The organism is Billgrantia hypersalina (genome assembly GCF_052584175.1).
Genome location: NZ_JBMIQI010000011.1, coordinates 639,658 through 652,480, shown reverse-complemented (window position 1 = coordinate 652,480; position 12,823 = coordinate 639,658). Strand labels below are relative to the sequence as shown.

Annotated in this window: 10 protein-coding genes; 6 read left to right on the top strand and 4 right to left on the bottom strand. The window is 62.8% G+C overall.

The features are described from left to right. The first annotated feature begins 91 nt into the window (after window positions 1–91). From ACOJCM_RS10225 to ACOJCM_RS10210, 4 genes are all read left to right on the top strand, one after another. Complete coding sequence (locus ACOJCM_RS10225; RefSeq protein ID WP_445211950.1) at window positions 92–2,359, top strand: S8 family serine peptidase; 2,268 nt, start codon at window positions 92–94, stop codon at window positions 2,357–2,359. A 119-nt stretch (window positions 2,360–2,478) separates the two neighbouring features. Continuing rightward, window positions 2,479–3,621: a PQQ-dependent sugar dehydrogenase gene (locus ACOJCM_RS10220; RefSeq protein WP_445211949.1), complete on the top strand. Its 1,143-nt coding sequence runs from the start codon at window positions 2,479–2,481 to the stop codon at window positions 3,619–3,621. 113 nt (window positions 3,622–3,734) lie between these two features. After that, entirely contained in the window at window positions 3,735–4,226 is a 492-nt protein-coding gene (locus ACOJCM_RS10215) for a YciE/YciF ferroxidase family protein (RefSeq protein WP_445211948.1), read from the top strand. Window positions 4,227–4,292: 66 nt separating this feature from the next. Beyond that, the gene (locus ACOJCM_RS10210) at window positions 4,293–4,520 is read left to right on the top strand and encodes a hypothetical protein (protein ID WP_445211947.1); all 228 of its coding nucleotides are present in this window, start codon (window positions 4,293–4,295) and stop codon (window positions 4,518–4,520) included. Between the two features lie 2 nt (window positions 4,521–4,522). On the opposite strand, the gene pncB is transcribed toward ACOJCM_RS10210, so the two are convergent. The 3 genes from pncB to ACOJCM_RS10195 are packed head-to-tail and all read right to left on the bottom strand — an operon-like array spanning window position 4,523 to window position 7,473. Next, a complete protein-coding gene (pncB, locus tag ACOJCM_RS10205; RefSeq protein WP_445211946.1) occupies window positions 4,523–5,734 on the bottom strand; it encodes a nicotinate phosphoribosyltransferase in 1,212 nt (403 codons plus the stop codon). 46 nt (window positions 5,735–5,780) lie between these two features. Beyond that, window positions 5,781–7,277 (bottom strand): sodium:solute symporter family protein, encoded by a 1,497-nt coding sequence (locus ACOJCM_RS10200; RefSeq protein WP_445211945.1) that lies wholly within the window; start codon window positions 7,275–7,277, stop codon window positions 5,781–5,783. Between the two features lies 1 nt (window position 7,278). Beyond that, window positions 7,279–7,473: a hypothetical protein gene (locus ACOJCM_RS10195; RefSeq protein ID WP_445211944.1), complete on the bottom strand. Its 195-nt coding sequence runs from the start codon at window positions 7,471–7,473 to the stop codon at window positions 7,279–7,281. 186 nt (window positions 7,474–7,659) lie between these two features. On the opposite strand from ACOJCM_RS10195, the gene otsB reads away from it, so the two are divergent. Both otsB and ACOJCM_RS10185 read left to right on the top strand, forming a co-directional pair. Continuing rightward, window positions 7,660–9,249: a trehalose-phosphatase gene (gene otsB, locus ACOJCM_RS10190; protein ID WP_445211943.1), complete on the top strand. Its 1,590-nt coding sequence runs from the start codon at window positions 7,660–7,662 to the stop codon at window positions 9,247–9,249. After that, window positions 9,230–11,653: a glycoside hydrolase family 65 protein gene (locus tag ACOJCM_RS10185; RefSeq protein WP_445211942.1), complete on the top strand. Its 2,424-nt coding sequence runs from the start codon at window positions 9,230–9,232 to the stop codon at window positions 11,651–11,653. Before otsB ends, ACOJCM_RS10185 begins: the two co-directional genes overlap by 20 nt. 170 nt (window positions 11,654–11,823) lie before the next feature. Here ACOJCM_RS10185 and ACOJCM_RS10180 read toward each other — a convergent pair whose 3' ends face one another. Continuing rightward, window positions 11,824–12,789: a zinc-binding metallopeptidase family protein gene (locus ACOJCM_RS10180; protein ID WP_445211941.1), complete on the bottom strand. Its 966-nt coding sequence runs from the start codon at window positions 12,787–12,789 to the stop codon at window positions 11,824–11,826. Between the last annotated feature and the right edge of the window lie 34 nt (window positions 12,790–12,823).

Genomic DNA, 12,823 nt, shown 5'->3' with positions numbered 1-12,823 from the left:
TGCTTATCGTCATGCTGCAAATGGAATGAGGCGGCCAGAAGCCTGCCGCTTCACCCGCCGCGCAGAAAACGACAAACCTACCGGAGCGCGCATGACACAAGGATGCGACCCCCATGCCCGCTTGGCAGGGCTACTGCTTGCCCTCTCGCTTGCAGGGTGCAGCAGCGGAGGCGGTAGCGTGCCGAGGATCGACAGCCCAGAACCGCCGCCTTCCCCTCCCCCACATGACCTGGACCCGAGCCCGATCTCCCAGGATCCGGACATCGAGCCACCGGATGGCGGCTATTCGGTGCTGGTCGGTGTCGCCGATTCCGGCTTTCGCCTGACGCATGAAAGCCTCAGCCCGCGGCTGGCGTCGGTGGGCAATGTCGCCGAGCCCGACGACCCCGACGTCAGCTCGGCAAGCCGGCACGGCACGGCCGTGGCCTCGGTGGTGAGCCTGGCACGCGATACCCGGGACCTGGCCCCCGGCGACCATGGCCTGAACCTGGCCAAGGTCAATCGAGGCGACGCGTTGCACAGCTATTCCAACGTGATGGACTACAGCGTTGGCTATCTCGCCGACCTGGGCTCGCGAGTGGTCAACCACAGCTACAGCGGTCGCCTCGAAGCCCCCAGCTCGACCTCGAGTTACCTGGACCGTAACTCCCTCGATTCGCTGCACCGCGTGGTGACCGCCAACGACGGCCTGGGCTCGGTGTATGTCGTGGCTGCCGGCAACCAGGGCGAGGCGCTGCAGGCCGAGCGACCCATCCACCAGCAGGCCGAGATATTCGAGCGCATGCTGATCGTCGGCGGCTCGACCCGAAACGACACGAACGAGATCGAGAAGGCCATGTACAGCAACTTCCCCGGCGACGATGAGCGCTGGCAGTCGCGTTTTCTCACCGCACCGTGGCGCACGCTAGTGGCCTTGGACGATGCCGATGACAGCTACGGCTGGGGGCTGGGCACTTCGTTTGCCACGCCGCGGGTCACGGCCTATGCAGCAGCCATCATCGAGCTGTGGCCGCACCTGGACGCCACGCAGGTATCGCAGCTGCTGCTGGACACGGCCGACCGGACATCGCCGCTCTATGGCCAGAACGATTGCGGCGACAGCGGCGACCAGAATTGCGGCTTCTTCTACCTGGGCCAGGGCGAGGCCGATCTCGAGGAGGCCCTCGAACCTCAAGGCGAGCTGGTCATGCCGACCGGTGCCAGCGTAGACGAGGGTGGCCAGTCGCTCGAACGAAGCGCCGCCCAGCTCTCGGATGCCTATGGCGATGCCCTGGCGGAGTCCGGCGTGTTGCAGGAGGTGGCCGTCTTCGACGCGCTCGGCCGCGACTATCGTACCGACCTGTCAGGGCACGTGACACAGCGCTCCGGGCGCGACCGCTCGCAGCATCGCCAGATGGAGCAGATGGCGATGGCCACCCAGGGTCACCGTACCGAGACCCGAGGCGAATTCGACAGCATGCGCTTCATGGCCCGGCACAACGTCTTCGGGGAAGCGACTTCCGCCCGCCTGGATGGCCGCTTCGGCCGCCATGAATGGTCGCTCTTCCAGTTCAGCGGCGACGAACCCAATCCCATGAGCCCCCAGGTCGAAGCCGGTTTCATGCCGATGCTTTCCTTTCAGGGAGGCACGGCGGTCAGCCGCGGCCTTGAGCGCATCGCCGGCGCCAGCCACCGCCTCGAGCTCAATGAGCGCATCGCGCTGGAAGCCGAGCACTGGTCCGGCAGCGCCGATGAAGAGATGACGACCCTAGCGGATCGCTACCGCGCCGAACGCTCAAGCATCGCGCTGGCGATGGACCTGGGCGAACGCCTGACCCTGACGGGAGGTGTCGGCGTCAGGCGCGAGGCACATGGCCTGCTCGGCGCCCAAGGCACGGGCGCCCTGTCGCTGGGCGAGGACAATCGGCTGAACCTGCAGCGGCTCCAGCTCGATTATCGGCTGGGCGAAACATTGACCGCCTTCGCCAGCCATGAGGAGGGGCGCGGCGAAATGACCGGCAACGGCCTGATCCAGTCCATCGAGGGAATTCGCACCCGGGAAACGGCGCTCGGCCTGCAGTGGCGAGGCGACGGCCATCAGGCCGCCTTGGCCCTGCGCCAGCCGATGCGCATCGCCGATGCCGAGGCACAGCTGAGCATTCCCACCGGACGCACGCTGGACGGCACGGTCGTGCGCGATGACGTTCGGGTTTCGCTGGCGCCTTCCGGACAACAGCGCGACATCGAGTTCGGCTACGCCCTGCTGCCTTCCGAGCGCACCCGGCTGCAGCTCAACTTGCTTTATTCCATCGAGCCGGGCCATGACCGGAACGCCAACGATGAGATTGCCGCCATGGTCAACTACACGCACCAATTCTGAAAACGCCCCGGCGGTGCGACGAGTGGCCGGGCAGCTCAAATCCTGCTCCGTGTCGCTACGCTTGCCGCCTGGGGCAGAGCGATTACCTTGAGGTTAATCGCCCTACAAGGAGGAGTCTCATGGCGCCAACCATTCCAACCGCAGCGCTCGGCTTCGCTGCCGTTGCCCTCTCCCTCTCTCCCCAAGCCCTGGCGCAGCCCAAGGAGTCCGTTCAGACGGAGGCCGGCGCCCTGAGTATCGAAACCGTCGCGGATGGGCTCGTCCATCCGTGGGGGATGGCGTTTCTGCCCGACGGCCGGTTGCTGATCACGGAACGCGAGGGTCGCCTGAGGCTGCTCTCGGAGGACGAAAGCCTCTCCGACCCGCTCGAGGGCGTCCCCGACGTGTTCAACCAGGGCCAGGGCGGACTGCTGGACATTGCCCTGCACCCCGATTTCGAAACCAACCAGCAGGTCTATCTCTCCTTTTCCGAACCCGGTGAGGAAGGCGCTTCCACGGCGCTGGGCCGTGGTCGGCTGATCGAAGAGCGGCTGGAGGAGTTCGAGGTGATCTTCCGCATGGAGCCGAGGGTCGAGCACGAGAACCACTTCGGTGGCCGCATCGTCTTCGCCGATGCCGACACGCTCTTCCTCACCCTGGCCGAGCGCTTCCAGTTCGATCCGGCCCAGGACACGTCCAACCACCTGGGCACCATTGTGCGTCTCAACGATGACGGCACGCCGGCCGACGGGAACCCCTTTCTCGACGACGACGAGGCCCGCGACGAGATCTGGTCCTATGGCCATCGCAATATCGAGAGCGCGGCCCTCCATCCCGAAACGGGCGAACTCTGGGTGGCCGAAATGGGCCCGATGGGCGGCGACGAACTCAATCGGCCCGAAGCCGGCCGCAACTATGGCTGGCCGGAAGTCAGCTGGGGGCAGCACTACGACGGCGAGGAGATCCCCGACCCCAGCGATGACGACGACTACGCCGGTTCGGTGAAACAGTGGACACCGGTTATCTCGCCTTCCGGCATGATCTTCTATACCGATGACGCCCTGCCGGAGTGGCAAGGCAGCATGCTGATCGGCGGACTCTCGGAGCATGGCCTGGTGCGCATCACCCTGGAGGGCGACGAGGTGGCGAACGAAGAGCGCATTCCGCTGGGAGCCCGCATCCGTGACGTCGAGCAAGGGCCGGATGGATGGGTCTACGTTCTCACCGATGAACAAGAGGGCAAGTTGATCCGCTTGTCGCCGCTCGACGAGAACGACGGCTGAGGGCAGCAGCACTACGTCACATAAAGCAACCGATGAAAACCGTGCTCCGCCAACAGCATTGCTACGTTGTAGACGTTAGACAAGGAATGGTTGCCAGCAAAAAAGGAGGAGATATGAAGATCGATAGCCCCCAGGACCTTTTCATGCGCTTGCTTTCCGAGACCAACAGCGCCGAAAAGCAAATTACCCGTGCCCTGCCGAAGATGGCCCGCGCCGCCGACGACCAGCAACTGGTCGAAGCCTTCCAGCATCACCTCGAGGAGACGCAAGGCCAGCTCGAGCGCATCGAACAGGCTGCCGACTCCATCCCTGACGTTCGGGTCAAGCGCCTCAAGAGCCACGCCATGGAGAGCCTGATCCAGGAAGGGGAAGAGCTGATCGAATCCACCGAGAAGGGCGCCGTGCGTGATGCCGGCTTGATCGCCGCAGCCCAGAAGGTGGAGCACTTCGAGATCGCGGCCTACGGCACCCTGTGCGAACTGGCCGAGCAGCTGGGCCATACCAAAGCGAAGGAGATCCTGGCCGAAACGCTCAAGGAGGAAAAGGCCACCGACGACAAGCTGAGCAAGCTGGCCAAGCAAGACGTCAACCGCAAGGCGCTTTGACGCAATACCCCATCGCGGCAGGTCGTCCCCCGACCTGCCCTTGTTTGCCGCAGTCAGGAGGAGCCGATGGCCACCACGGACGAGATGCTCAAGGCGAGCCTGATCCTGCAAACGGAAATCCTCGCCCGGCTGGAAGCGCTGGAACGTGCTCAATCAGGCAATACTGCCGCGACCTTCGACCAGCCCACCACCGAAGTGCTGCGCCAGATCCGCGACATGGCCGAGAGCGGCGGTTATGCCAACCTGAACCGTGAGCTCGAAGACCTGCTGGCACGACTCAATCGTGAGCCGTAAGATCAAGCCGTACCCGGCTCCGCCACGCCGAAGACGTGCTTGAGATAGCGCACGAAGCTTTCGTCGCGCGACATCGTCTTGCCCGGTGAATCCGAAATCTTGGCCACCGGCTGGCCGTTGCACGACACCATCTTGATCACGATATTCATCGGCTTCACTCCCGGCACGTCGCAGGTGAGGTTGGTGCCGATACCGAAACTGGTCCTGATCCGCCCCTCCAGCGCCGACTTGATCCGCATGGATTTCTCGAAGGTCAGGCTGTCGCTGAAGATCAACGTCTTGGTCATCGGGTCGATACCCAGCGACTCGTAGTGACGAATGCACTTCTCGGAAAACCACAACGGTTCGCCGCTGTCGTGGCGCAGGCCATCGAAGAGCTTGGCGAAATAGAGGTCGAAGTCGCGCAGGAAGGCATCGAGGGTGACCGTATCGGTCAGCGCTATGCCCAGGTGGCCGCGGTACTCCTGCACCCAGGCTTCCAGCGCGGCGCGCTGGCTATCCACCAGACGGCTGCCTAGCTGCTGGTGCGCCATGATCCATTCATGGGCCATCGTTCCCATCGGGCTGATGCCGTGGCGACGCGCCAGGTCGACATTGCTGGTGCCGACGAAGTTGCCCGGGAACTCCTCCTCCAGGACCACGACGATCGCCTCCTGCACGGGCTGGGAGAGGCGCCGCCGCGTGCCGAAGTCGGCCAGGTTGAAGCCCGCCAGTTGCTCGGGCGCGTAGGTTTCGCGCAGCGCAGCGAGCTTGCGGCGCAGCTGCGCCACCGCCTGCTCGACTTGGACATCCGGATAAAGCGTGCGATTGCGCACCTCGCTGATGATGGCCAGTATCGCGATCTCGAACAGAATGCTGTGAGACCAGGGCCCGTCGATGACGATGCACAGCTCGCTGCCCTGCATGCCGACCTTTACGTACTCGGGCCGAAAGCGGAACAGTTCCAGGAAGCGGATGAAGTCGGGCGACATGTAGGGAAAGCTCGCCAGGTAAGCCGATTCCTCGGGAGACAGCTGCAGCGTGGCCAACCGGTCGATCTGCTCGCGAATCTCGGGAATGTAACGCTCCAGGTCCTCGGCGTCCCGGCAGCGGAACTCCCATGTGACGCTGGCATTCGGGTACTGATGGTGGACCCCCTGCATCATGGTCAGCTTGTACCAGTCGGTGTCCAGCAGTGACCGGATGATCGGCCCTTCGCGGTAGGTCTCGCCCATGTCGCCTTCCGTTTATGTGATTCGGTACGGTCATCTCTCTGACAGGCTAGTGCTCGCCGCCCTTCTTCACCACCCGCGATGAACGCGCCAGGCCTTGGGTGACGGCGGCCAGGAAGGAATCCGCCGCGGCACGGGGCGGCCGGCTCGCCAGACTGCCGCCGACGAAGGTCACGCTCGCCACGACGATGCCCCAGACGCCTGCCGGCAACCCCAGGAAGCGATTGCCGACGGCATAGACGAACAGCACGAAGGCACTGGTGACGATGACGCTGACCAGCACCCCCAGCGCGGTGCCACGCCGCCAGAAGAAGGTACCCACGATGGCCGGCACCACGGCGACCAGCCCGGCCGATGCGGCCACGGAGAGCACTGCAATCATGCTCAGCTGCAACTCGGCGAAACCCAGCGCCAGCAGCGCGATGACCGGAATGACCCATTTGCCCACCGCCAACTGGCGCGCCTCGCTGCTGCCCGGCTTCAGGTTGCCGTAGACATCGCGAGCGACCATCGAGGAGAGCGTCAGCATGATTGAATCGATGGTGGAAACGGCCGCCGCCAGGATGCCGATCATCACGATCACCCCCAGCAGGGGCGGCACGTGGCCGGAAGTCAGCAGCGAGGGTGTGGCCAGGTCGGCGTTGTCGAGCCCCGGAAAGGCGACGATGGCCGACATCCCCCACAGCACCGAGACCAGGGTATAGACGAAGCCGAAGACCAGGAAGCCGAGCAGCATCCGGCGCATTGCCGAAAGCGATGCCGGCATGAACAGGCGCTGGCTGACTTGGGGATTGGAGAGACTGAAGAAGAACCATGGGATGGTCAGGCCCAGGAAGGTGGTGAAGGTGAACAGCCCCTCTCCCGGTACCACCAGGGATTCCGGGCGTTCGGCCGCCAGGGTGTCGAACAGCACCTGGAAACCGCCAAGCCCCTGGATGACCAGGTACGTGACCAGCGTGGACGCCCCGATCATCATGATTGCCTGCAGCGAGTCGGTCCACATCACCGAGCGGATGCCGGCGATAAACGAGAAGAACAGCGCCAGCGCCGTGGCCAGCACCACCCCGGCGGTGAAGGGGACCGCGCCCTGAGTCGTGCCCTGCAGCAGGTAGCCGATGCCGGCGAGCTGTACCGCGGCGTAGGGAATCAGGAACAGGCAGTTGGAGAGCGCCACCACGATGGCCACCGCCCGGCTGTCGTAGCGCCGGCCGAGCATCTCGCTCGGCGTGACGAAGCCGAACGCCTTGCCCACGGCCCAGAAGCGCGGCCCGAACACCGCCACCAGCGAGACCCCGGCGAAGTAGACGATCTCGAAACCCAGGGCACCGACGCCGCCGGCGTAGGTCAGCCCCGCCAGCCCCACCATCATGAAGGCGCTGTAGGTGGTCGCACTGTAGCTGAGCGCCGAGACGAAGCCGCTCATCTGCCGGTTGCCGAGAAAGTAACCCGACATGTCCTGCGTCTTGCCCTGGCGCGACAGGAAGGCGATGACGATGGCGATCGCGAGATAGCCCGCGATGGCCCACCACACGAGAGCAACCGTCACGTCACCGATCCTTGAAATCGCGTGTGAGGAAGACGTTCAACGCAATCACGGCCAACCCCGCCAGCGCCCAGAACAGGAAGCTGCCGTACCACCGCGCCACGTCGGTGAGCAGCGTGTAGGGCACCACGTAGCACAGCGCGACCACGATCCAAAGCAGCCAGATTCCCTTGTCCTTCATTCCCTTGTGCTTGCGCATAGATCTCCCTACGGCGTCGAATCGGCATCATCCTTAAGCCTAGATGATGGCGCCCGTCACGTTGAGGAAGCTGATGAACATAGTGGGTCACTGTGTTTTGAAACCATGCCATTCGAGTCAAATGCTGTATGCCCACGGCCCGCTACACTACTGGCAGGGTCACTGGAATGGACCTCGGGGAAACAAATGAAACGACCCGCAAGCTCGTGGCACGACCTGACGATATCCTCCTACCGGGCGGGAGTATTCGATCTGGATGGCGTCGTGAGCAATACTGCCCGCTTGCATTGCCTTGCCTGGCAGCAGCTTTTCGATACCTATCGCTCAGGGCTGGCCGAGCAGGACAAGGCATCGTTTCCGCCTTTCGATCCCATCGAGGATTATCGGCGCCATCTCGACGGCAAGCCACGTTACGAAGGAGTCCGCAGCTTCCTTGAAGCACGACGTATTCACCTACCGCGAGGCACGCCTCAGGACAGCCCGGATCACGAAACCATATGCGGACTAGGCAATCGCAAGCAACGCTTTTTCGTACAGCTCCTGGCCCAACATGGCGTCGAGGTCTTCGCTTCCTCCATCGCGTTCATCGAGTCGATTCGTACTGCCGGGTTGAAGACGGCTTTGGTGTCCTCAAGCAAGAATGCCCGGGACATTCTCGCCAAAGTTGGGGGTAGCCATTTGTTCGATGCCGTGGTCGACGGGATCGATTCGGAACGGCTGGGGCTCAACGGCAAGCCGCACCCGGACATCTTCAGCCACGCCGCTGAGCTTCTCTCCACTCCGCCAGACCAGGCCTTTGCCGTGGAAGACGCCCTTTCTGGTGTGGAGTCCGCCAGCAGAGCGGGCTTCGGGCTGGTGATCGGAGTCGACCGCGCCGGACAGCGCGAGGACTTGTTAGCTCATGGGGCTGATATCGTCATCGACGACCTGGACGAGCTGATGCCGTCCGAAGCGGTACCAGTGGAATCACTCCCCGATGCGCTGATGAGCTTCGATGCCATTGCCAAGCTTCTGGGGAACCGCCTACCTGCGCTCTTCCTGGATTATGACGGCACTCTCACGCCTATCGTGGATCGACCTGAACTGGCCGTGCTCGACGAGACCATGCGCCGCACCCTCAAGCGCCTGGCCCAGCACTGTAGCGTCGCTATCGTCAGCGGCCGTGATCGCGCCAATGTTGCCGCCCTGGTGGGTATCCGTAGCCTGGTATATGCCGGAAGCCATGGATTCGACATTACCGGCCCCGGTGGACTCTCCATGCAGCATGAACGCGCCATTGAAATGCTGCCGCACCTCGACACCGCAGAAGCACAGCTGCGGCAGCGCCTGGCCGGTATTCACGGCGTGCTCGTCGAGCGCAAGCGTTTTGCTATTGCCATCCATTACCGGCTGGTCACCGGGAGCGACTTGGAACGCATCCTGGCAGCCGTCAAGTTAGTCGCTGAAACACTTCCCCAACTGCGACGCACCGGCGGCAAGAAGGTTTTCGAGCTGCGGCCGCAGCTACCATGGGACAAAGGCAAGGCGATCTTCTGGCTGCTTGAGGCTCTCGACCTGGCGCAGACTGACGTCATGCCGATCTACCTCGGCGACGACGAGACCGACGAAGATGCATTTGCGGCAATGCGTGAGCTTGGCGGCCTCGGTCTCTTCGTGGGCGATGCCTCCCGTATTACTGCCGCCAGCCATCGGCTGAACGACACCATCTGCGTCGGCCGCTTTCTCGAGCGTATTGCCGACATGCTGGAACGCCCTCATGAGCGACTGGACACTTGATTACCTGCACTTCGACCCTGCCCAGGAGGAGCTACACGAAGCGTTGTGTACGCTGGGCAACGGCTACTTTGCGACCCGAGGTGCCGCGGAAGAAGCGGAAGCGGGAGAGATCCATTACCCGGGCACCTATCTTGCCGGCGGCTACAACCGGCTTACGACCGAGATCGCTGGCCGAAAGATAGAGAACGAAGACCTGGTGAACCTACCCAACTGGTTATGTCTGACGTTTCGCCCCGAAGGGGGCGACTGGTTCAACTTGATGGCAGTCGAACTGCACGAATACCGACAGGCGCTTGATCTCGAGGCGGGTGTACTCAAACGCCAGCTCTTGTTCCGTGATCATTACGGGCGTGAGACCCGGCTGTTGACGCGGCGTCTGGTGCATATGGCCCGTCCCCATCTCGCAGCTATCGAGTGGCGCCTGCACCCCGAAAACTGGTCTGGACGCATCTTGGTTCGCTCGGCCCTGGACGGGCGAGTCATCAATGCCGGGGTCGAGCGATACCGGCAACTGGCAAGTACCCATCTGGTGCCGTTGTCAACGGACGTTACTGATAACGCCACGGTCCGCCTGCAAGTCGAAACCTGCCACTCCCGGTTGCACATCGCCCAGGCGGCACGCACGCACCTGATCGTGAACGGCCAGGCGATGGAGTATATAACCGAAGTCGAACAAGAGCCCGGCTATATCGCCCAAGTGCATGCCCTCGACCTTGCGCCTGGCGATGAAGTCGTCATCGAGAAGATCGTGGCGATGCATGCATCCCGAGACCGTGCCATTGCCGAACCCGGGCTCGCCGCTAGCCTATCAGTCTCCCGAGCGGGGGCATTCGAGGATGTACTATCGAGCCATCAACGGGTTTGGAAACAACTTTGGCAGCGCTGCGATGTGAAGCTCGACGGGGGTGGACGCGCCCAGATGATCCTTCGCCTACACATCTTTCATCTGCTGCAAACGGTTTCACCGCACATCGTCGACCTTGACGCGGGGGTGCCGGCCCGCGGGCTTCACGGCGAGGCCTACCGAGGGCACATCTTCTGGGACGAGCTGTTCATTTTTCCATTCCTGAACTATCGCATTCCGGAGATAACGCGCGCACTGCTGCGGTATCGCTACCGCCGCCTGGAAGAAGCTCGCCACCTGGCACGCAAGGCAGGGTATCAAGGCGCCATGTACCCTTGGCAAAGTGGCAGTGATGGACGAGAAGAGAGCCAGCAGGTGCACCTTAATCCCAAGTCGGGGCGCTGGGTGCCCGACGACAGTTCCCTGCAGCGCCACGTCAACGCGGCGATCGCTTACAACGTATGGCGTTACTACGAGGTGACCGAGGATGGAGAGTTCCTGTCCTACTTCGGCGCCGAGATGCTATTCGAGATCGCTCGTTTTTGGCGCAGTGCCGCCAGCTGGAATCCACAACGCAAGCGATACGACATTCGAGGCGTGATGGGGCCCGACGAGTTTCACGACCGTTACCCCGACGCGCCGACACCGGGGCTCGACAACAACACTTACACGAACGTCATGGTCGCCTGGGTACTGGACCGTGCGGCGCACGTCTACGGTTTGATCGGCGAGCGGCGTCGAGGTGAGCTGAGCGATAGCCTCGGCCTGATGGACTCAGAAGTCCGCGAGTGGATTACCCTCAGCCAGTCTCTGTATGTACCGTTCCATGCGGATGGCATACCCAGCCAATTCGAGGGTTACGAGAAGCTGCAGGAGTTCGACTGGGCCGGCTACCGCGAGCGGTACGGCGATATCCACCGTCTTGATCGGCTACTCGAGGCGGAGGGGGATACCGTCAACCGCTACAAGGCATCGAAGCAGGCCGACGTTATGATGCTGTTCTACCTGTTTTCGGCCGAGGAACTGAGCGATATCTTCGCCCAGCTCGGTTACCCCTTCTCACCCGAGCTGATCCCGGCCACCATCCGTTATTACCAGCAGCGTACCTCACACGGCTCCACCCTGAGCCGGGTGGTGACCGCCTGGGTGCTGGCACGCTCGGATCGCCGTCAGGCGTGGGACGTGTTCCTGCAAGTGCTGGAAAGCGATATCGGGGACAGCCAGGGAGGCTCGACGGCAGAAGGCATTCACTTGGGCGCCATGGCCGGTAGCGTGGATTTAATCCAGCGAGGCCATACCGGGCTCGAGGTTCGCGATGGCATGTTGCGCCTCAACCCCTGCCTTCCCGAGGCGCTGCCGGGCTTGCACATGCGGCTACGTTTTCGCGGACATTGGCTCGAGCTCGACGTAAGCCACGACCGCCTGACCCTGACGGCACCCGAAGGTTGGTGTGAGCCGAAGCGAATCATGTTCTGCAACGACACGTATCCGTTCAGCGAGAGCCAGCCGCTGGAGTTGCACTATTCTCCAGAAGCACGCTGTTGGCAGGAACCTCATTGACCTTTCAGGGGAATGACACCGTGACTCGCTGTCGTTCGTTTAGCCCGCCGAGGCTCGGCAGTCAAAATAACTTGGCGTTCTTGGCAGGCATCTCCCGTAGCCGCCAGTAAACATACTACCTGCTCTTAGTTTGGAGCGGATATGCGTCGGGTTGATTTGGCAGCACCGCGTCAACGTCCCTGCGCACCTCGGCGAAGCCAATCATGCACGAAGGCCAGTTTCTCGAGCGCAACATCCGACAGCACGAAGGGGTAGAGGTCCGAAAGCCCCATGGATCGGTTGACGTGATTGACTCCTACGGTGAGAGACGCTGCGACATGAATCAGACGCATGGCATCCGGTTCCGAATAGGGATCCCAACCAGGATTCGGCAGCTCCGGTGAGGACAGACCCGCCGCTACGAAGCTGTCGGCGATATCGGTTAGATGCAGCAGGTGCGCCGCGGTCTCGGCCCAGTCCTCATGCGGATGCGCGGAGGCGTAAGTCGTCAGGAAGCGCTGTCGCCAGTCGGGCGGCGGACCATCCTGATAATGCCGCTGGAGCGCGGCGGGATAATCCTCACGTTCATCGCCGAACATGGCACGGAAGGCATCGAGGAAATCGTCGCGAAGGCTGAGCCGCCACCAGAGCATATGCGAGATTTCATGGCGCATGTGACCGATCATGGTGCGGTAGGGCTCGTCCAATGCCTGGCGCCGGGTTGTACTCAGCACCGGGTCCGCCTCGGCCACGCTGATGGTCACCACACCGGCAACATGGCCCATGAGCACGGGGGTTGGACCCTCTGCGAGCAGATGGAAAACGGGGCGTGCCCCGGGATCTTCCGGCCGGAACCAATTCCAGCGGCCAAGATTGTCGAGGACCCAGCGCTTGGCGGCCTCGGTATGCGCCCAGTTCGGGATGGCATCGGGGATAGAAGGATCCGGGGCGAGCGCCGTCATGGCGCACGACCGACAGAAAGCACCCTGTTCAGGAGCGATCCAGTTGCAGCCGATGACTTCCCGGTTAGCACAGAAAGGAGGCATAGGCAGAAAGGCCCGCGCCTGCGGGTCGTAGGCAACCGGGGTGCCATCAGCGGTGGCCAGGTTATCGAACCATAGCGAACCGGAACCAACAGGATTAGAAAAGACGCGCATATCGAGCCCTCCGCAACAGGAACCACTAGAACGA

Bases quoted from the DNA above. Each gene is read 5' to 3' on its own strand.
- ACOJCM_RS10220 (WP_445211949.1), top strand. From the start codon at position 2,479: ATGGCGCCAACCATTCCAACCGCAGCGCTCGGCTTCGCTGCCGTTGCC.
- ACOJCM_RS10180 (WP_445211941.1), bottom strand. From the start codon at position 12,789: ATGCGCGTCTTTTCTAATCCTGTTGGTTCCGGTTCGCTATGGTTCGAT.
- ACOJCM_RS10215 (WP_445211948.1), top strand. From the start codon at position 3,735: ATGAAGATCGATAGCCCCCAGGACCTTTTCATGCGCTTGCTTTCCGAG.
- ACOJCM_RS10195 (WP_445211944.1), bottom strand. From the start codon at position 7,473: ATGCGCAAGCACAAGGGAATGAAGGACAAGGGAATCTGGCTGCTTTGG.
- pncB (WP_445211946.1), bottom strand. From the start codon at position 5,734: ATGGGCGAGACCTACCGCGAAGGGCCGATCATCCGGTCACTGCTGGAC.
- ACOJCM_RS10225 (WP_445211950.1), top strand. From the start codon at position 92: ATGACACAAGGATGCGACCCCCATGCCCGCTTGGCAGGGCTACTGCTT.
- ACOJCM_RS10210 (WP_445211947.1), top strand. From the start codon at position 4,293: ATGGCCACCACGGACGAGATGCTCAAGGCGAGCCTGATCCTGCAAACG.
- ACOJCM_RS10185 (WP_445211942.1), top strand. From the start codon at position 9,230: ATGAGCGACTGGACACTTGATTACCTGCACTTCGACCCTGCCCAGGAG.
- otsB (WP_445211943.1), top strand. From the start codon at position 7,660: ATGAAACGACCCGCAAGCTCGTGGCACGACCTGACGATATCCTCCTAC.